The organism is Parabacteroides sp. PF5-6, assembly GCF_029504695.1.
In the GTDB taxonomy this organism is placed as follows: domain Bacteria; phylum Bacteroidota; class Bacteroidia; order Bacteroidales; family Tannerellaceae; genus QVMG01.
Genome location: NZ_JAQFIN010000001.1, coordinates 338,059 through 364,167, shown reverse-complemented (window position 1 = coordinate 364,167; position 26,109 = coordinate 338,059). Strand labels below are relative to the sequence as shown.

Annotated in this window: 20 protein-coding genes; 9 read left to right on the top strand and 11 right to left on the bottom strand. The window is 44.4% G+C overall.

The annotated features are described in order from the left end of the window. Positions 1–13: 13 nt before the first annotated feature. From nusB to M2133_RS01435, 5 genes are all read left to right on the top strand, one after another. Positions 14–940 (top strand): transcription antitermination factor NusB, encoded by a 927-nt coding sequence (gene nusB / locus M2133_RS01455; RefSeq protein ID WP_277464176.1) that lies wholly within the window; start codon positions 14–16, stop codon positions 938–940. Positions 941–982: 42 nt separating this feature from the next. Next, on the top strand, positions 983–1,303 hold the full coding sequence (gene yajC, locus M2133_RS01450; protein WP_277464175.1) for a preprotein translocase subunit YajC: 321 nt from the start codon (positions 983–985) through the stop codon (positions 1,301–1,303). Positions 1,304–1,311: 8 nt separating this feature from the next. After that, positions 1,312–2,325 (top strand): CdaR family protein, encoded by a 1,014-nt coding sequence (locus M2133_RS01445; protein ID WP_277464174.1) that lies wholly within the window; start codon positions 1,312–1,314, stop codon positions 2,323–2,325. Further along, the gene (coaE, locus tag M2133_RS01440) at positions 2,318–2,905 is read left to right on the top strand and encodes a dephospho-CoA kinase (protein ID WP_277464173.1); all 588 of its coding nucleotides are present in this window, start codon (positions 2,318–2,320) and stop codon (positions 2,903–2,905) included. Before M2133_RS01445 ends, coaE begins: the two co-directional genes overlap by 8 nt. Before the next feature lie 93 nt (positions 2,906–2,998). Continuing rightward, positions 2,999–3,448 carry a DUF5606 domain-containing protein gene (locus M2133_RS01435; RefSeq protein ID WP_277464172.1) on the top strand — a complete coding sequence of 150 codons (450 nt, stop codon included), beginning with the start codon at positions 2,999–3,001 and terminating at the stop codon, positions 3,446–3,448. A gap of 223 nt (positions 3,449–3,671) precedes the next feature. Here M2133_RS01435 and M2133_RS01430 read toward each other — a convergent pair whose 3' ends face one another. The 4 genes from M2133_RS01430 to M2133_RS01410 all read right to left on the bottom strand — a co-directional run bounded on the left by M2133_RS01430 (position 3,672) and on the right by M2133_RS01410 (position 13,194). Further along, entirely contained in the window at positions 3,672–4,250 is a 579-nt protein-coding gene (locus M2133_RS01430) for a Crp/Fnr family transcriptional regulator (RefSeq protein ID WP_277464171.1), read from the bottom strand. 1,212 nt (positions 4,251–5,462) lie between these two features. Further along, positions 5,463–6,395: a hypothetical protein gene (locus tag M2133_RS01425; protein ID WP_277464170.1), complete on the bottom strand. Its 933-nt coding sequence runs from the start codon at positions 6,393–6,395 to the stop codon at positions 5,463–5,465. 168 nt (positions 6,396–6,563) lie between these two features. Continuing rightward, complete coding sequence (carB, locus tag M2133_RS01420) at positions 6,564–11,162, bottom strand: carbamoyl-phosphate synthase (glutamine-hydrolyzing) large subunit (RefSeq protein WP_346843220.1); 4,599 nt, start codon at positions 11,160–11,162, stop codon at positions 6,564–6,566. A gap of 142 nt (positions 11,163–11,304) precedes the next feature. Further along, on the bottom strand, positions 11,305–13,194 hold the full coding sequence (locus M2133_RS01410) for an amidophosphoribosyltransferase (protein WP_277464169.1): 1,890 nt from the start codon (positions 13,192–13,194) through the stop codon (positions 11,305–11,307). Positions 13,195–13,680: 486 nt separating this feature from the next. On the opposite strand from M2133_RS01410, the gene M2133_RS01405 reads away from it, so the two are divergent. Continuing rightward, the gene (locus M2133_RS01405; protein ID WP_277464168.1) at positions 13,681–13,998 is read left to right on the top strand and encodes a type II toxin-antitoxin system RelE/ParE family toxin; all 318 of its coding nucleotides are present in this window, start codon (positions 13,681–13,683) and stop codon (positions 13,996–13,998) included. A gap of 6 nt (positions 13,999–14,004) precedes the next feature. Continuing rightward, entirely contained in the window at positions 14,005–14,349 is a 345-nt protein-coding gene (locus M2133_RS01400) for a HigA family addiction module antitoxin (protein ID WP_277464167.1), read from the top strand. Between the two features lie 89 nt (positions 14,350–14,438). On the opposite strand, the gene M2133_RS01395 is transcribed toward M2133_RS01400, so the two are convergent. The 7 genes from M2133_RS01395 to M2133_RS01365 all read right to left on the bottom strand — a co-directional run bounded on the left by M2133_RS01395 (position 14,439) and on the right by M2133_RS01365 (position 23,968). Then, entirely contained in the window at positions 14,439–14,906 is a 468-nt protein-coding gene (locus M2133_RS01395) for a hypothetical protein (protein ID WP_277464166.1), read from the bottom strand. Positions 14,907–15,023: 117 nt separating this feature from the next. After that, positions 15,024–16,025, bottom strand: a complete 1,002-nt coding sequence (locus M2133_RS01390; RefSeq protein ID WP_277464165.1) for a glycoside hydrolase family 43 protein — start codon at positions 16,023–16,025, stop codon at positions 15,024–15,026. Positions 16,026–16,059: 34 nt separating this feature from the next. Continuing rightward, positions 16,060–17,115: a glycosyl hydrolase family 28-related protein gene (locus tag M2133_RS01385; RefSeq protein WP_277464164.1), complete on the bottom strand. Its 1,056-nt coding sequence runs from the start codon at positions 17,113–17,115 to the stop codon at positions 16,060–16,062. Between the two features lie 88 nt (positions 17,116–17,203). Further along, positions 17,204–18,685: a RagB/SusD family nutrient uptake outer membrane protein gene (locus M2133_RS01380; protein ID WP_277464163.1), complete on the bottom strand. Its 1,482-nt coding sequence runs from the start codon at positions 18,683–18,685 to the stop codon at positions 17,204–17,206. An 18-nt stretch (positions 18,686–18,703) separates the two neighbouring features. Next, positions 18,704–22,111, bottom strand: a complete 3,408-nt coding sequence (locus tag M2133_RS01375; RefSeq protein ID WP_277464162.1) for a SusC/RagA family TonB-linked outer membrane protein — start codon at positions 22,109–22,111, stop codon at positions 18,704–18,706. 190 nt (positions 22,112–22,301) lie between these two features. Next, entirely contained in the window at positions 22,302–23,306 is a 1,005-nt protein-coding gene (locus M2133_RS01370; RefSeq protein WP_277464161.1) for a FecR family protein, read from the bottom strand. Between the two features lie 74 nt (positions 23,307–23,380). Then, a complete protein-coding gene (locus tag M2133_RS01365; RefSeq protein WP_277464160.1) occupies positions 23,381–23,968 on the bottom strand; it encodes an RNA polymerase sigma-70 factor in 588 nt (195 codons plus the stop codon). Positions 23,969–24,156: 188 nt separating this feature from the next. Between M2133_RS01365 and M2133_RS01360 the strand changes: the two genes are divergently transcribed. Together M2133_RS01360 and M2133_RS01355 are read left to right on the top strand one after the other, a co-directional pair. Beyond that, entirely contained in the window at positions 24,157–24,474 is a 318-nt protein-coding gene (locus tag M2133_RS01360) for a type II toxin-antitoxin system RelE/ParE family toxin (RefSeq protein WP_277464159.1), read from the top strand. Positions 24,475–24,480: 6 nt separating this feature from the next. Then, complete coding sequence (locus M2133_RS01355; RefSeq protein ID WP_277464158.1) at positions 24,481–24,825, top strand: HigA family addiction module antitoxin; 345 nt, start codon at positions 24,481–24,483, stop codon at positions 24,823–24,825. The last annotated feature ends 1,284 nt before the right edge of the window (positions 24,826–26,109 follow it).

Sequence of the window (26,109 nt, the reverse complement as noted above, 5' to 3'; positions counted from 1 at the left end):
GCTCCTTCAAACGATGGTTAACAGAATTTTAATCCGGATAAAAGTTTTACAGATAGTTTACTCATTCTATCAAAACGGAACCGGAAGCCTCCAAACAGCTGAAAAAGAGCTATTATTCAGCCTTCGCAAGTCGTATGACCTTTATCATTATTTCCTACTGCTTATTTTAGATGTGACCTACCTCTTGGAACGGGTACAGGATAACAAAAAGAACAAACTGATGCCGACCGAACAGGATCTGCATCCCAATACGCGTTTGCTCGATAACCGGTTCACCAAACAATTGGCAGAGAATAGCGAACTGAAGAAATACATTGCGGAAAGTGGAATATCCTGGAGTAACGACACGGATTTCCTCAAAAGCATCCTGGATATCCTGTTGGCGTCCGACCTGTATGCCGAATACCTGGAGAACCCGGAAGATTCGTATGCGACCGACAAAGAATTCTGGCGGGCTTTCTTCAAAAAATATATCTGCGGCAATGAGATGATCGAGGATTTCCTGGAAGATAAAAGCATTTACTGGAACGATGATATCGATATCGTTGAAACATTCACGCTGAAAACCATCAAGAAGTTTGAAGAACAAGCCGGCAGCGAACAAGCACTTCTGCCGATGTTCAAAGATCAGGAAGACCATGAGTTTGCCGTCAAACTGCTTCGCCAGACCTTGTTCAACGGCAAAGAATACCGCGAACGCATTGAAAAACACACGAAGAACTGGGAAACCGAACGCGTAGCCCATATGGACCTGATCATTATGCAGGTAGCCCTGGCGGAGATCCTGACGTTCCCGACTATTCCCATCAGCGTATCACTCAACGAATATATCGATGCGGCGAAATATTATAGTACGCCCAAAAGCGGAACCTTTATTAACGGGGTATTGGATTCGATTGTCGGTGAGTTAAAAAAAGAGAAGGCATTGCTTAAAGATTAATTATTATATATACATTTGCATAAACTAAAAACATTATAAGACATGAATTTACTTGGAATTATACTTCAGGCTGCCGCAGGCGGAGGAAACGCATGGTCGGGATTGATGATGATGGTTGTGATCATCGCCATCTTTTATTTCTTCATGATCCGTCCGCAACAGAAAAGACAAAAGGATATCACCAAAGCACGCGAAGCCTTGAAACCGGGTGATAAAGTAGTTACTGCCGGAGGAATCTACGGGAAGATCAAAGAGATCGGCGATGTGTATATGTTGCTCGAGATTGCTGACGGCGTACGTATCCGTATCGATAAAGCGTCTGTTTTTGCATCGAATGAAGATGCGCAACAACAACAAAAATAATCAGGCTTATGTCACGACTTGATGCCCTACCCCAACCCTTCAAGTCAGCCAAACGAAAGATTAATGTCTTTTTGCATCGTCGAAGATGGAAGGAAACATTGATCTTTCTCGCTTTTGTATTCCTGTCGTTCGGGTTTTGGTATCTGCAAAGCCTGCAACAAGACTATGAGATCGAACGGACCATTCCGATCCGCTACAAGAACATCCCGCACGAGATCGCTTTTACCGATACCGTGCCCAATAAGATCAAAATCCGCATCAGGGACAAAGGCAGCGTATTGCTCAACTATTCATTCGGAAGAACCTTCAATCCGATAGAGATCAATATGAAAGACATGCCGGTGGATCAGGGCACAGTCGTACTGGAACGGAAAGATATCGAATCGGATATCTACAAACAACTGATGACCTCGACTGTATTGACCAATTATGAGCCGGAGCAGATCCATGTCACCTACAATAAACGGATAGAAAAAGACCTGCCGGTGGTTTTCAACGGAAACATCCAATACGAACCCGGATATCACCGTTCCGGTGAGATGCAGATCACGCCTGCCTACGTACAGGTGTACGCGGCTAAATCCGTATTGGATACCTTAACCCGCATCCAGACCGCTTATGCGGACATCAAAAAAGCCAATAAAAGCTTCACCCGCGCCCTGCCTTTACAGAAGATAGAAGGGGTAGCGTATAATCCCGAGTCCATCACCATCACCATTCCGATCGAACAATATACGGAAAAGACATTGGACATTCCGGTGGTCATCACCCAGGTGCCCGCGGATTATGCGGTCCGTTTATTTCCTCCGACGGTGAAAGTGATCTCCAGCCTTCCCCTGAGCAAATACAAAGACCTGGAGGCCGATCAGTTTGAAATCCGTATTCCATTCAGCGAACTGGAACAAAACCTGAGCGGCATACTTCCGATCTCCTTAACCCAAAGACCGGATTGGACCCGCTCCTCCAGCCTTTCTCCCGATAAGATCGAATTTATTTTAGAACAACACCGCGAAAATGATTAAGATCGGTATCACAGGTGGTATCGGCAGTGGAAAGACCGTAGTCACCTCCATTCTGGAAGTCATGGGCATACCCGTTTATATTGCGGATGAACAAAGCAAACGGCTCACCGACACCTCGCCGGTGATCAAAGAGCAACTCATTGCCCTCTTTGGTGCCACGATCTATACTTCGGAAGGGCTCAACCGCGGCCTGTTGGCTTCTTATATCTTTAACTCTGCCGACTATCTGGCCCGGGTCAATCAGATTATCCATCCGGAAGTGAACCGCCACTTCCTGCATTGGACCCAGCAACAACAAACAACTCTTTGCGCCATCGAATCGGCCATACTCTTTGAGTCGGGCTTCGACCGCATTGTCGATTACAGCCTGATGGTTTATGCCCCGTTGGCACTCCGGATCGAACGTGCCTGCCGACGCGACGGCGTGAACCGCGAAGAGATCGAAAGGCGCATCAACAGCCAGATGCCGGATGAGATCAAAAAAGAACGAGCTTCTTTTGTCGTTTTTAATGACAACAACCAGCCATTGATCCCCCAGATACAAGAAGTGATAACTACTTTGACTCCTTTGACTACTTGACTCCTTAACTACTTTTCTCCCCTTTTCTTCTTTTAATTCCTGCAGTTGTGCTACATTTGCACCTTTAATTATTTAACACAAAAGAAAAAACTTATGTTGAAAACTATTTTATCTATTTCAGGCAAACCAGGCCTGTTCAAGTTGGTTTCTCAAGGGAAGAACATGTTGATCGTTGAGTCTTTGACAGATAAGAAAAGAATACCGGCTTATGCTAAGGATAAAATCATCTCACTGGGCGATATTGCCATATATACCCATGAGGAAGAAACTCCTTTACACGAAGTGCTACATACGATCAAAGAAAAAGAAAACGGCGCCAAACTGCCATTCCAGCCATCAGCACTCAAACCCAACGAATTGGCTGCCTATATGAAAGAGGTGCTTCCCAACTACGATGAAGAACGCGTTTACAACAATGATATCAAGAAACTGTTGAACTGGTATAACCTGCTTATCGAAAACGATATCACTGACTTCACCCCCCAAGTGGTAGAAGAAGAAGAAACAACAACAACGGAAGAAGAAGAAGGAAAAGCGGAATAAAATAACAAAAGGGACAGAACTCACGCTCTGTCCCTCTCTGAGAATTAAAAACTAACCTAATCCATCTGTGTATATATCATAGTAATGCTTGGTGTCACATTCTAACGAAAAAAGACTCTACGCCCTTTTCGTACTGCAAATATCATATATATTTATAGATTACGACTTGATCTATGTCAATTATGTAACAAATTTAAAGTTTATTGACTAAAGTCATCCCACCTTACAGGATATTGGCGCGCACACGGCTCAGCGTCTCCGGTGTCATCAACAGATAAGAGGCTATGTAAGACAAGGGTGCACGCTTAATGATCTCGGGATCATCCTTCATCAACCGGTTATAACGCTCATGCGCTGTTTCAAAACGAAGCGAATCAATTTTTCTCTGTGAAATAATCAAAGAACTCTCCATCAGAAAACGATACAGCCGGGCAATTTCTTCATCTTCCTGGCTTAATGCGATAAACTCGTCGTACAACAAACTATACACGACAGTAGGTTCCAAAGCCTCGATAATCAAATGCGAAGGCGTTTTCCGGAAGCAGCTTTCAATGCTCAGGAAAAACTTCTGTTCGTAAGCAAAATACTCGGTGAGCTCCTTATTGTTCTTATAATAAAACACACGCAGCATCCCTTTATACACATAACCTATATTTTTAGCCACCTCTCCCTCTTTCAGAAAAAGTTCACCTTTCTTCAGCTCCGAACAGTGCAGGATCGAGAGCAACTTACTTTGCGCCTTATCGCTTAAAGGAATGGTAATCTTACTGATCTGTTGAACGATGAGTTTTTTTGTTTCCATATAAGACTTCTTTTCAGTATGCCGAAGCCGGAACCTTAGCTGTCTCCATCCGCCTTCCGCATGATTATCGGGCTAATATAGGAAATTATTTCTGATATTTCCGACAACCGCGTTTACCACATAAAAGTTTTCATCCCGGTCTTCACCTTTCACCCGGTCGCCAGATCCCTGTATTGATCCGCATTCCGGGTGAAAGAACAAGTTAAAAAAACGACAGCTGGCGGCTTCCCGAAAAAGGCCGGCGGCCTTTTACAAAACCCCGGCAGCCCTTTAGAAAAGGCCGCCGGCCTTTTGGAAAACCCTGCCGGCCTTTTTCGGGAAGCCGCCATCCTGGAACGCAGACGACGCAGACCTTCCCCAAACCTTCACCCGAAACGCTGATCAACACAGGGATCTGGCGACCGGGTGAAAGGTGGAAGGGGGTACGAAACTTTTATGTGGTAAATACCCAAAATAAACATCGCACTTTGGTCGCCCAAAGCGCAATGTTTTTTTCACCAAAGTGCAATGTTTTTTCACCCAAAGCGCGATGTTTTGGAAAGGGGTTTTGGCGGGGTTCTAATATTTGAGATTTGAAGATTTTCCGGTGATAGCAGATGGACATTCTTGGCTCTCCTCCTTTGAAAAGGAGGAGTACGGCGAGGTACGAGCCGGGAGGTGGTTAGATTCTTATATTGCTAATTAATAGTCACTTAAAAGATCTAACCACCCCACCGCTGCAAGCAGCGGTCCACCCCCTCCTTTTCAAAGGAGGGGAGCCGAGATAGTCCACTTGCTATTATCCTGCACCTTCACATTCTCTTCCATTTGCCGCTCCTCGCCTACCAACTACTAACTACCCACTACCAACTACCGAAGAAAATCTTCCAATTTTCTTCCATTTACCGCTCCGCGCCTACTAACTACCAACTACCCACTACCAACTACTGAAGAAAATCTTCCGATTTTCTTCAATGCGATTTCTAAACCATTGAAAATGAATCGTTAATATTCTCTTCATAAACTACTGGTAGTTTGCGAACAAACTACCGGTAGTTTGGCGACAAAATATTAGTAGTTTGCGCGCAAAGTACCGGTAGTTTGAAAAAGGGGGTGTGTGATAGGTTTCAAATAGGGTGAGATGTGAAGATTGTCACAAAAGTTCCACCTACTCGAAAGAAGGTGGAACGATTGATTTGGGGATCTTTTTACTATCTGGAAGCCTCAAAAAGCTTATTCATAAATGGGCAATCTCACGTCCAGGTGGATGCCATAGAAATTGGATGCAGGCACTTCGACAACCAAAGATTCGCCTTTATAGGTTTTGAACTGTCCCGGAGCCGGATTTCCAGAAGGAGCCGCTTCGTATCCCTGGATCTTTACGGTTTCCGTTTTCTCTGCATTCAGTTCCCAGCCACCGGTCAACGCGATTGTAATGGTGATATTACCCTCCACTACTTCAGAGAATGTAACCGTACCGACGTCAATCGTTTGTCCGGCATAAACAGAAACCGTCAGTTCTTCACCGGCATAAGCCGTATACGTACCCCAGTTTCCTTTTTCCGTATAACGGTCACCAGCCGACCAGGCAGATTCTGTCTCATAACGGATCGGTTCCGCAGGCACTTCGATACATTCCTGTACACAATATTCAAACTTCATCGCGCCACTCTTTCCGAAAGCCGTACCTTCGCCCCAGGCACTTGCCGTTTGTTCTTCCGGAGAAATCACTTCACCTTGTGCGGCAATAGTCACACATTCCGAAATCTCTTCCAAAGAAATCACATACGTAAAGGTATTCACGGCCGGAGAATGAGTCGTTTTATAAGGAAAATGACCCATTTGAGGATTGCCTCCATTGTTTACCGGTAGATCGGCATCATCACCCACAAACAATTTGGTATCACTCAAATTCCAGGAAGCATCCAATGTATAGGTCACATACAGATTTTCTTTATCGTTACCTACCGTAACCGTTCCCACCGGAGTTTGTTTGCCGGCAATAAGGGAAGTCACAAAAGGTTCACCGCAATACCCAAATTCGGGGGCATCTGCTTTTGTTACAAGGACTTCATTGGCTTTTTCTTCTGTTAATGCATCATCACACGAAGTAAATGCAAACGGAATGAAACACATCGCTGCGAATAGTACAAAACTTTTTTTCATGATTCAGAGAGTTTAATTATTAATTATTGAACACTATTATCCCAAAAAGAGTGCGCCCACTATTTTCGGATAATAGTGGGCGCAATTTACAGTGCTGCAAGCGAAAATTAATTCACAAATATCACTTTACTATTCAGCATTTCAGCAAGACACTTATTTTTTTACCATTCAATACTCCTGCCAGCTCTTAATGTGAATATCATCGAGGCTTAGTGTACAGAAGGCCTCGATAAAAGCACTTGCCAGGCGGGCATTGGTGATCAAGGGAACGTTCAGGTCGATCGCGGCACGACGTACCTGATATCCGTTGCTCAATTCGCGGGCAGTCAGGTCACGCGGGATATTGACAACCATATCTATTTGCTTCTCACGTAAGAGATCCAAAGCCTGCGGATGTCCTTCTTCACTGGGCCAGTAGACCTTCGTATTGGCGATGCCGTTCTCTTCGAGGAAACGATGGGTTCCACCTGTCGCGTAAAGGTTGTATCCTTTGGCCGAGAGCATCTTGGCAGCATCGAGCATCGTGACTTTCTGTTTGGCACTACCGGTCGAAAGCAAGATATTCTTTTCCGGAACGCGCTGTCCGACCGATAGCATACTGGTCAGGATCGCTTCCGACACATCATCGCCCAAACACCCCACTTCGCCCGTAGAGGCCATATCGACACCCAATACCGGGTCGGCCTTTTGCAGGCGGTTGAAAGAGAACTGCGAGGCTTTGATACCGACATAATCCAGATCGAACTCGTTCTTGGCAGGTTTCTCTACCGGCAGGCCGAGCATAATGCGCGTGGCCAGTTCGATAAAGTTGATCTTTAACACCTTACTGACAAACGGGAAACTCCGCGAAGCGCGTAGGTTACATTCGATCACCTTGATCTCGTTTCCTTTTGCCAGGTACTGGATATTAAAAGGACCCGAGATATTCAATTCTTTGGCAATCTGTTTGCTGATGCGCTTGATCCGGCGAACAGTCTCGACATAGAGCTTTTCGGCCGGGAACTGGATCGTGGCATCTCCCGAATGAACGCCGGCAAACTCGATATGTTCCGAAATAGCATACATCACGATCTCGCCTTTATCGGCCACGGCATCGACCTCGACCTCTTTGGCATATTCGATAAACTGGCTAACCACCACAGGGTGTTTCTTACTCACATTGGCTGCCAGTTTCAGGAAACGTTCCAGTTCTTCGGGGTTGGAGCAGACGTTCATCGCCGCACCACTCAACACATAACTCGGACGCACCAGTACCGGGAACCCGACTTCTTCGACAAAGCTATTGATATCCTCCAGCGAAGAAAGCTCTTTCCAGCGGGGTTGGTCCACCCCGATCCGGTCGAGCATGGCGGAGAATTTCTCGCGGTCTTCCGCATTGTCGATACTTCGGGCCGAAGTGCCCAGAATATTTACATCTTGTTCATCCAGGCGAATGGCCAGGTTATTAGGGATCTGTCCGCCGGTCGAGACAATCACACCGTGCGGGTTCTCCAGTTCGTGAATATCCATCACCCGTTCAAACGTCAGTTCGTCGAAGTATAACCGGTCGCACATATCGTAATCGGTCGATACCGTTTCGGGATTATAGTTGATCATCACCGAACGCCAGCCTTCCTTGCGTATGGTATTCAATGCCTGTACGCCGCACCAGTCGAACTCGACCGAGCTGCCGATCCGGTAAGCGCCCGAGCCCAATACGATGATCGAGCGATGATCGCCCTGGTATTGCACATCGTTCTCCGTGCCGCAGTACGTCATATAGAGGTAGTTGGTCTGCGCCGGATATTCAGCGGCCAACGTATCGATCTGCTTCACAACGGGCAGGATCCCCCTACTCTTTCTATCGGCACGCACCCGAAGACTCATTTGTTCCAGGTCGGCCTCTTCTTTAAAGACGGCGCGTCCGATCTGGAAGTCCGAGAAGCCTTGTTGTTTAGCATGGCGCAACAGGAGATCGGAGATTTCCGATAGTTCGGTGCATTTCTCTAGTTCTTCCGCTGTTTCAATAATTTCATAGAGCTTTTGCAGGAACCACTTATCGATCTTCGTCAACTCATGAATCTGATCGATGGTATATCCGGCGCGGAAAGCTTTGCTGATCACAAAGATCCGTCGGTCGGTCGGTTCGCGTAAAGCTTTATCGATATCTTCGATCACCAACTCTTTGTTTTCCACAAAACCGTGCATCCCCTGCCCGATCATACGCAATCCCTTCTGCAAGGACTCTTCGAAGGTACGCCCGATCGCCATTACCTCGCCGACCGACTTCATACTTGATCCCAGTTCGCGATCGACACCATGAAACTTGCCTAAGTCCCAACGCGGGATCTTACAGACCACATAGTCTAATGCCGGCTCGAAGAAAGCGGTGGTAGTCTTAGTAACCGAGTTCTTCAGATCGAACAAACCGTAACCCAATCCCAACTTCGCTGCCACAAAAGCCAAAGGATAACCTGTTGCCTTCGATGCCAAAGCCGACGAACGGCTCAAGCGGGCATTGACCTCGATCACCCGATAATCTTCGCTTTCCGGGTCGTAAGCATATTGCACATTACATTCGCCGACAATACCGATATGACGGATGATTTGGATCGCCAACTCACGCAGTTTATGATAATCGGTATTTGAAAGGGTTTGCGAAGGAGCAATCACAATGCTTTCTCCGGTATGGATGCCCAATGGATCGAAGTTCTCCATATTACAAACCGTAATACAATTGTCGAACCGGTCGCGCACCACTTCATATTCAACCTCTTTCCATCCCTTCAGACTCTTTTCCACCAACACCTGTGGCGAGAAAGAGAAAGCTTTTTCAGCCAGGGTATTCAGTTCCTCTTCGTTATCGCAGAAGCCGGAGCCCAATCCTCCCAGTGCGTAAGCCGCACGGATAATCACCGGATAGCCCAGTTCACGAGCCGCCCGGCGGGCATCGGCGATATTCTCCACCGCTTCGCTCTTGATGGTCTTCACTCCGATCTCATCCAGTTTGCGGACAAACAATTCACGATCCTCGGTATCCATAATGGCCTGCACCTGGGTTCCGAGAACCTTTACATTATATTTTTGTAGTACACCTTCTTTTTCCAAAGCGACACCACAGTTCAACGCTGTCTGTCCACCGAAGGCCAAAAGAATCCCTTCCGGCCGTTCCTTGGCAATCACCTTCTCCACAAAGTAAGGCGTAACGGGCAGGAAATAAACCCGGTCGGCCACCCCTTCGGAGGTTTGCACCGTTGCGATATTCGGATTGATCAGAATGGTTTCGATCCCTTCTTCTTTCAAGGCTTTCAGTGCCTGGCTACCCGAGTAGTCGAACTCACCGGCTTCGCCGATTTTCAAAGCGCCCGATCCTAAGACAAGAACTTTCTTGGGAAAGTTCTTGTCTAATTGACAATTGACAGTTGACAATTGACAATTAAATGTTTCAGATGGTATTCTTTCTTTATCATCCGTTTCTGACGACTCAATACTATCAATTGTCCATTGTCCATTGTCAATTGTCAATTGCGAATTGGCTTCTGCCAATTCGCTTCGTCCATTGTCAATTGAATTTATGTTCAATTTATTCGTTTCCAAAGAGGAAATGAATAAATCGAATATAAATTCCGTATCCGTCGGCCCGCTACAAGCCTCGGGATGGAACTGGGAAGAGAAGAAGGGTTTCGTTCGATGGCGGATCCCTTCGTTGGTACCGTCGTTCATATTGATAAACAGGGGTTCCCAATCAGTTCCCAGGCTATCGTTATCCACCGCGTAACCGTGGTTCTGCGAAGTGATAAAGCAACGATCCGTGCCAACCATCTTCACCGGCTGGTTATGACTGCGGTGTCCGTATTTCAATTTAAAGATAGACGCACCTCCCGCTTTGGCCAGTAATTGGTTTCCCATACAGATCCCGCAGATCGGTTTATCTCCGTCGAGGGCTTTGCGTATATTTTCGACTGCTTCCACACAGGTATCGGGGTCACCCGGCCCGTTACTGATAAAGAGGCCATCGTATTCTAACTGATTAAAATCATAGTTCCAGGGCACACGGATCACTGTCACATCCCGGTTTACAAGGCTGCGTATGATATTGTGTTTCACACCGCAATCGACCAATACGACACGTTTCTTGCCGGGGCCTTCGTTATAGGTAATAACCTCTTTTGTGGAAACTACATCGACATAATTCACATCACCATAGTTTCCAAATTGACAATTGACAGTTGACAATTGACAATTAAATGTTTCAGATGATATCTCTTCATTGTCATCCGTTTCTAATGACTCCAAACTATTAATTGTCAATTGTCCATTGTCAATTGTCAATTGATGATGGGTAGAATCGTCTACGACGATTCTACCCATCATCACTCCGCTCTCACGAAGTTTCTTCGTCAGCGCCCGTGTATCAATCCCATAGATACCCGGCACTTTCTCGTCTTTCAGCCAATGTCCGAGGCTTTCCACCGCGTTCCAGTGGCTGAATTCATGACTATAATCGCTTATAATAATGGCGTTGGCATGGATCTTCTCGCTCTCCATCCGGGTAGCGATCCCGTTCGCACTGAATGTACGCGGAGGTACCCCATAGTTTCCCACCAGCGGATAGGTCAGTACAATCATTTGTCCCGCATAGGAAGGGTCGGTCAAACTCTCCGGATAACCGGTCATGGCGGTATTAAACACCACCTCGCCCGTCACCGGTCCTTCATAACCAAACGAATATCCCTGATACACACTACCATCATCAAGGATCAACGTTGCTACTTTGTCTTTTTGCATATATTCTTTTCTTTACTAAAAAATTTTGATATTCAGCTATTCAGCTCCTTGCCTGGCCAGGCGAGGACCATCAAGACAACCTCTCCACCACTGCAAGCAGTGGTCCCCCTCTCCTGTCCAGGAGAGGAGCTTAGATAGTATACTACTTCATCATATAATCATTTTCTACAAAACTGATAAACGCCTGATTCACCCGCCGGATCCCTCCCGGTGTCGGATAGTTACCGGAGAAATACCAGTCGCCCGGATGATCGGGACAAGAGGCATGCAGGCCTTCCAGTGTTTGATAAACAATCTCTACCTCGGACTGAACATCTTCCGGTTTCAACAAGTCAACCATCTTTGCCGAGATCTCTTTATCCGTAAACAGCGCGTAGATCTCTTTCACATAATTCACCAGGTTCGTACGTTCGGGATGTTTATCCTGCTCTTTTGCCTTGGCATAGGCATCCCGGATAACCTGCGTCTGCCCCCGGTCTTCCAACAGAGCAATCGCCGCTTTGAAAGCGATAAACTCACTCATCCGCGACATATCGATCCCGTAATAATCGGGATAACGCACCTGCGGCGAAGAGGATACAATCACAATCTTCTTCGGATGCAACCGGTCCAGGATACGGATAATACTCTGCCGCAAGGTCGTTCCGCGCACAATGCTATCATCTATTACAACCAGATTATCGGCATAAGGTTTAAGGCTTCCGTAGGTAATATCGTACACATGGGTCGCCAGATCGTTCCGGCTATTGCCTTCGGCGATAAACGTGCGGAGCTTGATATCTTTGATCGCCACCTTTTCCGTGCGGACCGACATCGAAAGGATCCGTTCCAGTTCCTCTTCCTGCAACAGGTGGCTCCGGTCGGCGATCCAGTCTTTCTTCAGTTTATTCAGGTAATTGTTCAAACCTTCCAGCATCCCGTAATACGCCACCTCTGCCGTATTGGGGATAAAAGAAAAGACTGTTTGATTCAAATCGTAATCAACAGCCTTTAATATCGGTTCTACTAAGTTTTCTCCCAAACGTTTCCTTTCTTTATATATGTCGATATCACTACCCCGGGAGAAATAAATCCGTTCAAAGGAACAGGCTTGATTCTCTAAGGGTTCGACTATTCGTCGGACATTGACATCCCCTCGTTTACTGACGATCAGGGCTTCTCCCCTTTGCAACTCGGTCACCTCATCGGCTTGCACATTCATCACCGTCTGGATCACCGGCCGTTCGGAGGCCAACACCACAATCTCATCATCGGCATAATAAAAGGCCGGCCGGATGCCTCGTGGGTCACGCACGCCGAATGCCTCGCCGCTACCCGTCAGTCCGCAGATCACAAAACCACCATCCCATGAAGGCACACAACGTTTCAACACATTCGACAGATCCACCTGCGCCTCGATCGCATGGGTTATATCCATACCTGTCAGCCCTTCCGCCTCACATTGCCGATACAAACGCTCCACCTCCCGGTCCAGACGGTGCCCCATCTGTTCCAACATGATATAGGTATCCGAATATTTACGCGGATGTTGCCCGATCGCGGTGATCTCATCGAACACCCCATCGACATTGGTCAGGTTGAAGTTGCCACAAAGTGCCAGGTTCTTCGCCCGCCAATTGTTTCGTCGTAAAAAAGGATGAACATAAGAGATGCCGGATTTCCCGGTCGTACTGTAGCGGAGATGTCCCATATAAAGTTCTCCGGCAAAAGGAAGGTTTGTCTTGGCAAAATAAGGATCGTTCAGTTGGTCTTCGGTCAGTTCTTTGTAGTGATCATGAACGGCGGCGAATATCTCCGTGATCGCCCCGGTTCCCATCGCCCTTTCGCGAAACATATATTCTTCACCCGCGTTGGCTTCCAGTTTGACACAGGCCAATCCTGCGCCTTCCTGTCCCCGGTTGTGTTGCTTCTCCATCAACAGATAGAGCTTGTTCAATCCATACATCCAGGTTCCATACTTTTGGTGATAATATTCTAAAGGTTTCAGCAATCGGACCATGGCCACACCACACTCGTGTTTCAATATTTCCATCTTGAACATTTTTAATCCGACTGCAAAGGTAGTTATTTTCATGGAAATATTTTCGGACGATCCCCCATTTGTTCGCCTAATAGATGTTGAGTAAACAAAAAGAATTCAAATTCTCCGGTATATTTCCCTAAAATCCCGGGACTATTTGTTTGTTGATAACCGTCAACACATTTGTTGATAATTGTCAACAGATCTGTTGATAACTATCAACAAACTTGTTGATAATTATCAACAAGTGAATACCCCCTATAATTCACTCATATCCTGCGGCTTACAAATCGTCGTTTTCAGCCGTAAAAAAAACGCAGAATAATCTGCGACCAGCGGGTGATATTTGACTTTGATTTGGCGAAAATGTAAGGAATTGAGACCAAACGCCTGATTGAATATTTAAGATTATTTAAGAAAATCATACCGAATGGAGTTGTTCACTTTTTTGTGAATTCAAGAAATAATCACTATCTTTGTTTTGATAACGGGAACGGTATGATTGTATCTTTCGAAAAGCAGTACTTACGTGACTTGTATGAGCAAGGGAAAACCGATGATAAGAAACATCGCTATCAGCCGGAAATCATACGTAAATACAAACGTTGCATTGATATCCTCCTGGATGCAAGTAATATAGAAGCGTTGTTTAGAATCAACTCTTTGAATTACGAAGTCCTGAAAGGTAACAAGCAAGGTATTTCATCAATCAGAGTAGATAAGCAATACCGAATAGAGTTTACTGTAACAAATGATGGAGCCGAGCCTGTTGTTACTTTATGTAATATTTTGGAATTATCAAATCATTATAAATAAGTCAATATGATTGAAATAAAGGGTATAGACCCACAAATGATTGCAAATAATCTCACGCCGTATGAACCCACCCACCCGGGAGAAGTTCTTAAAGAAGAGATTGAATACCGTGGCCTTTCGCAACGAAAGCTTGCCAAGCAAATGGGCATATCCTATACACTATTAAACGAAGTTTTAAATAAAAAACGTCAGGTAAATACGGAATTCTCCATGCTAATTGAAGCGGCTTTAGGTATAGATGCAGATATGCTTATGCGTATGCAAGCCCGCTATAACAGACAAATGGCCAGCAAAGATCAAACATTCGCGGCACGCCTTGAAAAAGTCCGCCAAGCAGTAGCTCTATTATAACCACAACGCACACCAAGAGCACCACGCTTTAAAGTGATTACTCTTCCTTAACTTCGTGTCCTTCGTGTGCGTTGTGGTTCCCCCTTTAATTAATCATTAATCATTATTTTCTCGTACCACTCCCATAACACCTCCGCTGTGATCTGTTCGCGGATCATCTGATTGCATTGCGTATCGATGGTCACCGCGTCTTGAAACGCAAAAGCCACCTGCATACAAAAGGCCAGGTGGCGACGATTTGATTCGAGATTATCTTCTTCCAGAAAGACAATCATTTTTTGCAATAGCCCATCATCATAGGGTTTATAACGCTCTGCCCCCAATAACGTATGACCGACGATATAATCGAGATACTCCTGCCGGTAGCTTGTTGTAAAAGTACGCAGAAAAGCTTTGAAAGTTTTCCCTTTCCTCCTATAATGACAAAAAGAAGTGATAAAGATTTTTTCTTTCCAAAGTTGTTGCTCTTCCGCCGGAAGATCTTGGATTGCATTTTTGAAGTTAGGGACAGAGAGTTTGTTTTTACCAAAAAGACTTTTAATTTCATTTGTATACATAATCAACGTCGGCGGGGCTTGGTTTGCATTCCCCTACCGACGTTGAAGCCCGTTGAGAGGCTTTATAAAAAAGGATCACAATGGGTAGTCCATATAAATAAATACCTTTTATATTAATCAAGGTATGAACTCATTTGCCTGGTCTATTTTCAGTTCACCTTCGTCATTAAAAAACAAACGGTTCATACAAACGACACGATCCCAGTTTGGTTTCTCACAATGGGGATCGGCATGGCGATGATAAATCATATACAGATTACCGTCTGGCATTTCTACAATCGAATTATGCCCCGGAGAAGAAACACCTTTTGAAAGATCTGTCGTTATTAACGGATTGTCCGCACTTTTTGTCCAGGGTCCCATCGGATTCTTCGCATAGGCTACGCCTACACCATAATATTCATATCCCGTATCATTTGCCGAATAGGTCATATAATAGGTTCCTTTTCTTTTGAAGACAAAAGATCCCTCGTTGCATCTGTTTCTTTCCCAGTTGACTCGCTCCCAAGGTTGGGAAGCGCCAGAAATGAATACCGGCTCGCTATCCAGTCCTGACAGGTCAGTTTTTAATTTTGCCACGTATAACTCACCCGTTGCCAGCGAGTCTTGCATACCATTCCGACTATAATAGACATAAGGCGTACCATCATCGTCCACAAAGATATTGGCGTCAATCGCCGAATAGCCCAAATCAAACCACGGGGTATAAAGATCGACAAAGGGACCTCCCGGTTTTTCACTTACTGCCAGGCAGGTCAGCATCCGTCCATACTTCTCTACATAACAACTATACGTCATATAGAATTTCCCTTTGTAATACTTTACTTCCGGCGCCCAAAAGCCATAAACTCCGATATGGTTTTCTGGTTTACGATAAAGTTCTCCGAGATATTCCCATACAGCAAGATCGGTAGATCTATAACAGACAAAGCCCTCACCTTCGGGCAAATTGGATGTTCCCGTCATGTAATAAATACCATCGTGTTTATATACAAACGGGTCAGCAAGATGTATTTCAGTCTGGTCTATTGTTTTTACAGGATTAATATACGATCCGGAGTGATTGCAACCAATCAAAAGTATGGATACACAAAGGAGTGATATTATTTTATGTCGCATATTTATTTAACTTTTTTGCTAATCTTTATTGTTGTTATTTTATGTAATCCGCACTGACGTCTTCGTCGGAGAGCTTCCGTTCCGGCATTATCTGATTTTGTAATATACCCTTTCCGCCTTTACTGGCTTTAAGTAGTGTAACTTTCGTGCAATCAGCGTGAAATCCCATTCGGAATCCAGTCACAATAGAGTTGAATGTTCCTTCTGCGTCTATGGCAGTTTGAAAAGGTACTTTGCCGGAATACCACCAGCAAAAGCAATCGGTGAGATTTACAGATACCCCTTTCTTGATATTAAATGCCGTAGCGAACTGATCGCTATAGCAGTAATTAAACCAGTTGTTATCACTTTCGATTATGAAGCCGTAACTTGTTTCATAATTCTGGTCTTTGGCGAATATATAGAGCGGGTGAATATTACGCAAACTATTACCTCCGCTTTTCACCCAAACGCCTTTATTAACGGATGCTATACGCATGTTGCTGAGCGTGTTGTCGTAGCCCTCAATCAGTACGCCTATTGAAGTGGCAGAGTCGTTGCCTACTATATTTACATTATTAATGTCGGCATCCGATGAACCACTATTGGCACCGGTCTTGATATGCACTCCTACCTGGGTACACTTGATAGAAACGTTTTCAATTCTCGTTTCGCGTCCTCCGTCAATCGAGATACCGTCGGCAATGCCTGAACCGTCAATTATCCCGCCATAAATGCCGTAATTGCTACCCGGGATAGTTATGTTGTTAGCCGGATTTGACGCTCCGAGCCTTATCACGGCTCCGCCATCTTTCCATTCGCCTGTAGCCTTGAATATAGCATAATTACCCAACACCAGATGTACGCTTTTACGTGGGTCGGCAGGGGTGAGAATCGAACGTGATACAAGATATGTTCCGTCGGGAAAAACAATGGTACGGTTCGGGTTAGAATCTATGAGTTTTTGAATAGCCTCAGTCGCATCGGTTTTCCCGTCGGAAGGTACATAATCCGTGGCGGTAAGGAACGCGCTTTGCGCAAACGCAGGCATAATACAAAATGAGGCAATAACGAATGCCGTAAACATGATAATAAATACTTTCTTTTTCATGATTGATAGAATTTTATAAGCTAGACAGTATAAATCAAAAAGGAAGAGATATAGAAATCATATCTCTTCCTTTATGATTATAGGATTATTATTCGTATCCTGGATTGTTTTCCACAACACCTCCTGATTCGATAATCACTTTAGGAGGAATCGGGAAAAGCACCATGTGGTCTTTTGCCGGATAGCCCTTACTTTGACCATATTTAATATAGGTGCCGAAGCGTATCATATCTTGTCTCCTCCAACCTTCAAAATAAAGTTCGCGTCCCCGCTCTGCCAGGAGAAATTCGTTGAATTTCTCTTTGCTTGATTGTATATCCGCCGGAATAGTATGAGTCACACCCGAACGTTCGGTTATCTGCTTCAGATAGTTCAATGCCTTATCGGTCGGTCCATTCAGTTCGTTTTCTATTTCCGCCAGGGAAAGAATAACGTCGGCATAGCGGCAAATTACCATGGGAAGATTACCCGCGCTAGTCAATTCTTTGGGATAGCGGTATTTAACCATAATAGCCCCATAGGGCAGACGTTCTCCCTGATTGCCATCACGCGAATAGAGAGTACCGTCAGTTCCGGTATAACTGTCAGCAATGCCGCTCAAACGCTTATCCTGTTTGTCATAAGTGTCGTAGAATTCCCACGGCATCATAGTTACCCCCCAATAAGGTGCCACCTCTATGCCGCAAACTTCGGCACAGGAAGGCGGAATCATATAATAGAACCACTCGTTACCCATCTGCGGACCACTCGGCACTGACCAAATGTTTTCATTGTTGTGTTCTTCACTGAATATCTTATCGTAATCGTTGGAAAGTGAATAGCCCATCTTCGTCAGGCTTTCCGCATAAGGCAATGCTTTATCATACTGATGATCATTCATATAGAGCTTCATCACCAACATGGTGGCAAGTCCCTTATTTACACGTCCCCAGTTTTTTGTATTGTTTGTCTTATCATACAGATAAGGGATAGCTTCGGTAAAGTCTTTAATCATGTGATTAAAGTATTCTTCTTTGGATGGACGCGGTTCATACTTGATATCATCTAATTTAGCAGGATCCAACACGACGGGAATCGGTCCGTACATATCATAGAAGCAGAACATCAACCAGGCTCTAAGACACTTTGTCTCCGCCATCAAATTATTTTTTGTATCCTCATCAATATCGGTGATTTTACTGAGAACATCCAATATATAGGTGGCGCGGGTTATATTACGGCTAACGGTATAGGTGAGATAGGTATCGTAAGCACTACCCCAGTTGAATTTGATCTCTTGCCGTTCAATATTAAAAATCTCGTCGGTTGTCATTTCGCAAAGACCGAGCCAACCTCCTGCACCTGTAGTGAAAAGAGGCCAGCACCAGGTACCATTACTATTATCATTTACTGCACCCGAGTTACATTTGAAATAAGCATACAGTCCGGTCAGCATAGCGCGTGCGTCTTCCTCTGTTTTCGGGAAGTTGGTCTCTGCAAACGAGGAGTACACTTTTGAATCGAGGTCACATGCATTGAAAGTTACAATCATGGACAATACCAGTAATGTATATTTTATTTTTGTCTTCATAATATATTCCTGTTTAGTTTAAAAAGTTATGTCTACACCCAGTACTACTGTGAAGGGGATAGGGAAAGGAGCGGCATTTTGTTCCATTTCCGGATCCAGACCTTGATAGTTTGTTAACAGTAATGTGTTTTGCAAATCTACATAGACGGCGGCATTCGAGGCGATCTTATTATCTTTCAGCCAGTTTTGAGGTAGCAGATAGGTTACTTTGATGTCTTTGAACCGCCAGTAGTTTGTATTCTGCAAGGAGAAGTCATCATTTCCCGCTTTGTTGTTATTTGCTGTAGGATTAGGAGCAATGCCGGGCCACCATCCGGATGTATTGAAAGAAGTCCAGACATCTTTGTAGCGATAGCTCGTATTAATCTTGCTGTCTGCCAATCCGCGATATTGCCATTGATCGTAGGTCTTTCTTCCTAAAACACCATAGGTATCAATATCGATCATCACATTCTTAATACGGAAGTTGGTTCCCAAACCAAAATAGAGATTCGGTTCGGCATTACCCAGTTTTACAATATCCTCATCATCGAGAACACCATCTCCATTGATGTCAACATACTTCTTGTTACCGGCATAGGAGTCGGGTTGGAGCACCTTTCCGTTGGAGGTGTATTGTTGTACTTCTTCGGGCGATTGGAAAATGCCATTGGTCTTCCAGCCATAGATGGGAGCCAGATCATCATTTTCTTTGACCCATTCAGGCAAGTCCACTTCCGGATTCCGTTCCACCCAATAAGAGCGGTTGTGGCTGATATTCAGATAGGCGTTCCAATCAAAGTTTTTTTTCTCCATAATAACACCTTTCAAACCGAGCTCAAAACCTTTACTACGAGTAGATCCGACGTTTTTCGCCAGTGTAGCAACCATATCAGTAGCAGGCAAAGAGGTGAAGTCGAGCAGGTCTTTTGCCGTACGTACATAATAGTCGAAACTACCAGTTAACCTGTCATTGAAGAGAGAGAAATCAAGACCTGCATTGAGAGTTACGTCAGTTTCCCACTTCAGTTCCTTATTTCCTTTTTGCTTTTGAATAATTCCTTTGTGGAAGCTTCCATTATAATAATAGAAAGCACCGGTAGCCATACCGTAGGTAGTCAGACTGTAGTTACCACCGGTCAGAATACTTTCATTACCGGATGTACCTACACCAAATCGAACCTTCAAGAAGTTGAGAACGTCCTGCTTTTTCATGAAGTTCTCTTCCGAGATTGTCCAGGCAGCCGACACACCGGGAAACCATCCCCATTTGTGGTTGGCAGCAAACACAGAAGAGCCGTCATTACGTAATGTACCTCCTATCGTGTATCGATCTTTGAATGTGTAATTGAAACGTCCGAAGTAAGAGAGTTTATTTCGTTCCCATCTGCCTGAATTGTAAGTTGTTTCCTCCACATCGGAAGAGAGTTCAAGGTAGTTATTTTCCAATGCATCAGAGGGAAAGTTGAATACGGTGACCGAGTAGTTGTTACCGGATGTTACATAATAACCGGTACCAGCTACCACATTCAGACGGTGATCGTTGCCGAACAGCTTATCATAGGTCAGGTATTCTTCTATTCCGTAGTTATTGTTGTAAGCATTCGAATAACCCCCAAAGTTTTGCTGTGTTTGTTGCACCATTCTGGATTTGGTCGGTGAGAATACATCGCGATTCTCATCCGTTTTATCAATAGATAACTGTACATTGGCTTTCAAACCAGGCAGTATATTGAGTTCCAGATTAGGAGCAAACATAATACGTTTTGTCGTTGTCTTATCTTTCATATAACTCCAGGCCAACGGATTTGCAGTTTGCGCATTTTCGGCTAACGTGAGATTATTATATTCATCCTGTAAGGGAAGACGGGGAGAGAAATACAAGGCTGCATTGGTCTGATTCGCTTCATTAGCATTACCACGCCACATACCCGAAGAAGGGTTGTTAGCATTGAGTAACGTGTACATACTGGCAATATTCAATTTTAGTCGTTTGCTGAAAATAGCTTCCATATTAATACGTCCACTGAAACGTTCCATATCTGTGGTTTTCATGATCGATGCCTGGTTAAAGTAGTTGAAGGAGGCATAGATTTTGAAATTTTCACTACCCGCATTAAACGACACATTGTGGTTGTGAATCAAACCGGTACGGGTAATCTCGTCAAAGTGTTTATAGGATTCTGTCTGTTTCAATTGCTCCTCATCATATAAGATACTCCATCCCGATGAAGGTGCCGATGTCGGACCATAAGGGGCATACCGATTGATATACAGCCATTGCTCTTTCATTCCCAGATTGGCTAAGTTCATAAAATCCTGTGCATTCAGCATATCATAATATTTATTAATCCCCTGCACGGAGAAGGAACCGCTGTAAGTCACTTTGGGCTTTCCGCTTTGTCCCTTTTTGGTGGTGATAAGGATCACACCATTAGCTGCCGACGAACCGTAGATGGCTGTGGCACTGGCGTCTTTCAGAACATCGATAGAAGCAATATCGTTCGGGTTCAGCGTAGCCAGTGGGCTCCGGTCAGAACCATCTCTTAGACTATAACCCAACAAGCCGGAAGGTCCGACTTTTGCTGCCTTGTTAGCTTCGGAACTAATAATAACTCCATCAATTACATAAAGCGGACTGTTGGAACCATTCGGAGAAAGCGCTCCACGAATATTTACCGACATACCCGAGCCCGGCTGCGCCGAGTTTTGGGTTATATTTAATCCGGCTACTTTCCCTTGCAAAAGGTTATCAGCACTCACGGCATTTGGAGCTTCGATATCTTTCGACTTGACAGAAGAGATTGCACCAGTGACTGTCTTTTTAAGTTGCGAACCGTAACCTACTACTACAACTTCATCTAGTACTTCTGTATCTTCCCGAAGAGTTATGGATAGAGGACCTCGGTTATCCGCTCTAACTTCCACGATTTGGTAACCGATATAAGATATCTGTAATGTTGCTTTATCAGATACCGTCAACGAAAACTCCCCATCCAAATTCGTAATTACTCCATTGGTCGTTCCCTTCTCTACCACATTGGCACCAATAACCGGTTCACCGCGTTCATCCAGAACCGTTCCGGTGATTTTCCGTTTAGATTGGGATTGAGTTTGTGAATTGGGAGTTGCTGGGATATCCAGATTCGTTAATACCACCTGTTTATCTTCTTTTACCGTGTAGGTGATATCGGTGTCTTTTAATAAACTGTTTAAGACGCTCTCGATGGAGCTGTTGGATAGTTGGATAGATACTTTTTTGTCCAAGCCGGGCATGGCATTGTTGAAGAAAAAATTGTAATCGCTGCCTTTTTCGATCTTATGGATGATCTCCCGGATTGTTTTGTTTTTTTCCGATAGGTTGATTTGCGCCACTATGTTTTCGCTGATACAGCACACAAACAGGCACAAGACAGCCTTTATAATTATATTTTTTATAAGTCTCATTATTTTGATTGTTAGGTTATACAAAGTTTTTTATAACTTTACCCACTTAAAATAGAACCTTTTGCAATGCTTGATACCCGGCCCGGTATCGGCGATAGATTGCAAGGCGGAACTATTGTAAGCAATTTTGTGCGGGACAGGCCCCTGGGGTCTGTTCCGTTTTGTTTTTATCTGGTTTCTATCTCATGGGCTACTTCTTTTTATGGTTAGTATTCTTACTGATTATCACCGAACTATCGCTTATCGCATAGGTAATCGGAACGGTCAGGCTCATAATCTCGAATACATTCGAAAGGCTGTTGTTCTTTATCGTTCCCAGGAAAGTATAGTTCTTTATATCCTCCGTCTCAAAAATAATCCGGAGATTATAGATGCGTTCGAGCATCACGGCGGCTTCGCCCAGTGTTTCCCCATTAAATACAATACGTCCGTTTCGCCAGGCGGAGATCAGATCGGTATTGTAAAGCGTCGTTTTAACCGATTGATGGGTCGAACGATGATAGGATAGGTTTTCATTCGGACTTAAAAGGATACGGTCGTTGTCGGAGGTAACAGCGATACTCCCTTCCATCAAGGTGGCCGAAATATCTTCATCCGCCGAATAGGCTTTGACATTGAAGGCGGTACCTAATGCTTCGATCTCCATATCATTGACCTGTACGATAAACGGTTTATCGCGGTCTTTGGCGACTTCGAAATAGGCTTCCCCGTCCAGGCGGATGATCCGGTCTTTATGGTTGTACGCATTGTTGTATTTCATTTTGGTGTCCGAGTTCAACCATACCAATGTCCCGTCGGGCAGTTCCATACTGGCTTTCTGTCCGCGGTCGACTTTGACGATCAACTCCTCGGAGGAGACCGATCGACTTTCTTGCAGGAAATAGAGACCGAGTCCGCCAAACAACAGAATACAGGCAGCGGCAATCTGCGTCATCCGGTAACGCAAGGATAGTTTACGTATCTGCCGGGCCTGTTCCGCCTCTTTGATTTTTAAGCCGATATGGTTCAACATGCGTTGTTGCACGTCATGATCTAATTCATCGGAAGCATTATCCAGCCGCTCCTGATAGGAAGAGAAGAGTTCATCCTTCGCATCAGGTGTGCGAAACCATTCGAAGAGTTGTTTTTCTTCCTGACCGGAGACCTGCCCTTGCAGGAAGCGGTCAAGCGTTTTTATGTCGTTGTTTTTTTCCATGTTGTATAAGTTATATACATGAAGCATTGATTTTCCTTACAAGAGAATGTAAGAATATGTGTTTTTAACTTTTATTAAAGACTTGTCGCCAGATAAAGTAATGCCAACAGAACGAAATAATCCTTGAAGTGTTTTTTCAGGAATTGGATGGAACGATACACTTGTGTCTCTACGGTTTTCTCTGAGATCGATAGTTTTTCAGCGATTTCTTTATTAGTCAATCCTTGCAGGCGGCTCATGATAAATACTTCTTTCCGGGCAGGAGGCAGTTTTTCAATCAGTTCATTGATATGTTCCTCCAACAAACGGGCATCGATCGTTTCCTGTGTCGAATTATCCGTTCCTTGTTCTCTTTCCCGCAGAACGGTTAGAAACCGGTTTTTCAACAGCTCCCTTTCCGTTTCCCTATAGACCAGGTTCTTAGCGATCGTATGCAGATAAGACGAAAATCCTTTTTCTTCATCTATAGTCGCGCGGTTCTCCCATATTTTCAGGAAGCAGGTTTGGGTTATATCTTCAGCCAATGATTTGTCGAACAATACAGACAACACAAAGTTATACAACCGCCGGTTATATATCCAATACAGTTCTTCGAACGCGGCGTAATCGCCCTTCTTCAAACGAATCAGAACCTCTTTGTCTACTTGTTTACTCTTTTCCACAATAGTATTTCCTTTCGGAAGAAAAACTTCAAACCACGAATTAATACCTTTTTTTTGAATTATGGAAATAAAGAGTAGAGACTTTATTCTTATTAAAAGGAATAAACAGGTATAGACCTCAAACAAATGTTCACTTTTTTGTGAATAAAAGAAATAATCACTACCTTTGTTTGCATAACTGAAACGGTATGATTGTAGCTTTCGAAAAAAAGTACTTACGTGACTTGTATGAGGAAGGGAAAACCGATGATAAGAAACATCGCTATCAGCCGGAAATCATACGCAAATACAAACGTTGCATTGATATTCTTCTGGATGCAAACAATATAGAAGCGTTGTTTAGACTCAACTCTTTGAATTACGAAGTCCTGAAAGGTAACAAGCAAGGTATTTCATCAATCAGAGTAGATAAGCAATACCGAATAGAGTTTACTGTAACAAATGATGGTGCCGAGCCTGTTGTTACTTTATGTAATATTTTGGAATTATCAAATCATTATAAATAAGTCAATATGATTGAAATAAAGGGAATAGACCCACAAATGATTGCAAACAATCTCACGCCGTATGAACCCACCCACCCGGGAGAAGTTCTTAAGGAGGAAATTGAATATCGTGGCCTTTCACAGCGGAAATTGGCTGCACAAATGGGCATATCCTACACCCTCTTAAATGAGGTATTGAATAAAAAGCGCCAGGTAAATACGGAATTCTCCATGCTAATTGAAGCGGCTTTAGGTATAGATGCAGATATGCTTATGCGTATGCAAGCCCGCTATAACAGACAAATGGCCAGCAAAGATCAAACATTCGCGGCACGCCTTGAAAAAGTCCGCCAAGCAGTAGCTCTTTTATAACTGTCAATAAACATTTACAAAATATTTTCAACTCCGGAGAATTAGAACGAGAAGCAATTATCCGGAAAATCCGGATAGTTCTAAAAGAAGGAACCAGAGACGTTTCCCGTGAATTGGATTTTTGGTTTCACTTGGCGGTTTGAATCACGAAGCTTTCTATGTTAATTTCCAAGTAAAGAGAGCCTGCGGCACGCGCTACGCGCGCAGTTTACGAACAAAAACCCCAAAATACCCTCCGAACAGAGTTTTTCGTTTTTTTACTTACATCATACAGGATTTTCTTTCACACCTGTATATCAATCATATAGCCATTTCGAATAGCCGGAAAAACACTAAAATTCCTGTAAGTAACTTTCCGAAACCTGTTGGCGAGCCTCGGCAATGATCGGTTTAACATTGTTGCCTGTCCCGACTGTATGATGCAAGTAAAAAAATGAAAAACTATGTGCGGAATGATAGGTTTACCACTATTTGGTGTTTTGCATTTGTTAACATCCGACTTCGACTACAAAAAATAGCCTCTTCCACTGAAAAGGCCGGCAGGGTTTTCTAAAAGGCCGGCGGCCTTTTTCAAAGGGCTGCCGGCTTTTTTCACGATCTGAAAGAGATTCCCAAATCGTTCCAGCCCCCCCTTTTTCAAACTACCGGTACTTTGCGCGCAAACTACTAATATTTTGTCGCCAAACTACCGGTAGTTGGTGCACAAACTACCGGTAGTTTCTGAAGGAAAATATTAACGCTTCATTTTCAATGGTTTATAAATCCGTAAAGTCCATTTGCATCGAAGAGAACTTGAAGATTTCTGAACTCTGATTCTACTGATTAAATGATGAACTATGAGTCAGGATTTGTGTATGATCGTCCTGAAAGGACAATGAGCGCTGAAAGCGCGTAATACATCAGCCCGGGGTCAGAACCTTGAAGAGGTTCGCCACCCCGGGTTAAGGATACATATAAAAACGGAGCGCTGAAGGCGCGAAAGCAAATCTTTCGCGCTTTCAGCGCTCCGTTGTGTGTGGGTGTGTTCCCGACCCAGGGTTGCGCAGACCTAACGGCCTGCTGACCCTGGGCTGGGCTCTAACGCGCTTTCAGCGCTCACTGTCCTTATAGGACACAGGCCACAAACAAAATAAAAATCCGTGTGGTCCGCGGCTAAAAATCTTCACTTCTCACAAGATTTGAACCCCGCCAGTTCCTCCTTTCCAAAACATTGCACTTTGGTGAACAAAACATTGCGCTTTGGTCGGCCAAAGTGCGATGTTTATTTGGAGGGGGTAAAACGGA

Bases quoted from the DNA above. Each gene is read 5' to 3' on its own strand.
- coaE (WP_277464173.1), top strand. From the start codon at position 2,318: ATGATTAAGATCGGTATCACAGGTGGTATCGGCAGTGGAAAGACCGTA.
- M2133_RS01375 (WP_277464162.1), bottom strand. From the start codon at position 22,111: ATGAGACTTATAAAAAATATAATTATAAAGGCTGTCTTGTGCCTGTTT.
- M2133_RS01435 (WP_277464172.1), top strand. From the start codon at position 2,999: ATGTTGAAAACTATTTTATCTATTTCAGGCAAACCAGGCCTGTTCAAG.
- M2133_RS01385 (WP_277464164.1), bottom strand. From the start codon at position 17,115: ATGAAAAAGAAAGTATTTATTATCATGTTTACGGCATTCGTTATTGCC.
- M2133_RS01405 (WP_277464168.1), top strand. From the start codon at position 13,681: ATGATTGTATCTTTCGAAAAGCAGTACTTACGTGACTTGTATGAGCAA.
- M2133_RS01390 (WP_277464165.1), bottom strand. From the start codon at position 16,025: ATGCGACATAAAATAATATCACTCCTTTGTGTATCCATACTTTTGATT.
- M2133_RS01410 (WP_277464169.1), bottom strand. From the start codon at position 13,194: ATGGAAATATTGAAACACGAGTGTGGTGTGGCCATGGTCCGATTGCTG.
- M2133_RS01380 (WP_277464163.1), bottom strand. From the start codon at position 18,685: ATGAAGACAAAAATAAAATATACATTACTGGTATTGTCCATGATTGTA.
- M2133_RS01445 (WP_277464174.1), top strand. From the start codon at position 1,312: ATGTCACGACTTGATGCCCTACCCCAACCCTTCAAGTCAGCCAAACGA.
- M2133_RS01370 (WP_277464161.1), bottom strand. From the start codon at position 23,306: ATGGAAAAAAACAACGACATAAAAACGCTTGACCGCTTCCTGCAAGGG.
- nusB (WP_277464176.1), top strand. From the start codon at position 14: ATGGTTAACAGAATTTTAATCCGGATAAAAGTTTTACAGATAGTTTAC.
- M2133_RS01400 (WP_277464167.1), top strand. From the start codon at position 14,005: ATGATTGAAATAAAGGGTATAGACCCACAAATGATTGCAAATAATCTC.
- M2133_RS01355 (WP_277464158.1), top strand. From the start codon at position 24,481: ATGATTGAAATAAAGGGAATAGACCCACAAATGATTGCAAACAATCTC.
- M2133_RS01395 (WP_277464166.1), bottom strand. From the start codon at position 14,906: ATGTATACAAATGAAATTAAAAGTCTTTTTGGTAAAAACAAACTCTCT.
- M2133_RS01360 (WP_277464159.1), top strand. From the start codon at position 24,157: ATGATTGTAGCTTTCGAAAAAAAGTACTTACGTGACTTGTATGAGGAA.
- M2133_RS01430 (WP_277464171.1), bottom strand. From the start codon at position 4,250: ATGGAAACAAAAAAACTCATCGTTCAACAGATCAGTAAGATTACCATT.
- carB (WP_346843220.1), bottom strand. From the start codon at position 11,162: ATGCAAAAAGACAAAGTAGCAACGTTGATCCTTGATGATGGTAGTGTG.
- yajC (WP_277464175.1), top strand. From the start codon at position 983: ATGAATTTACTTGGAATTATACTTCAGGCTGCCGCAGGCGGAGGAAAC.
- M2133_RS01425 (WP_277464170.1), bottom strand. From the start codon at position 6,395: ATGAAAAAAAGTTTTGTACTATTCGCAGCGATGTGTTTCATTCCGTTT.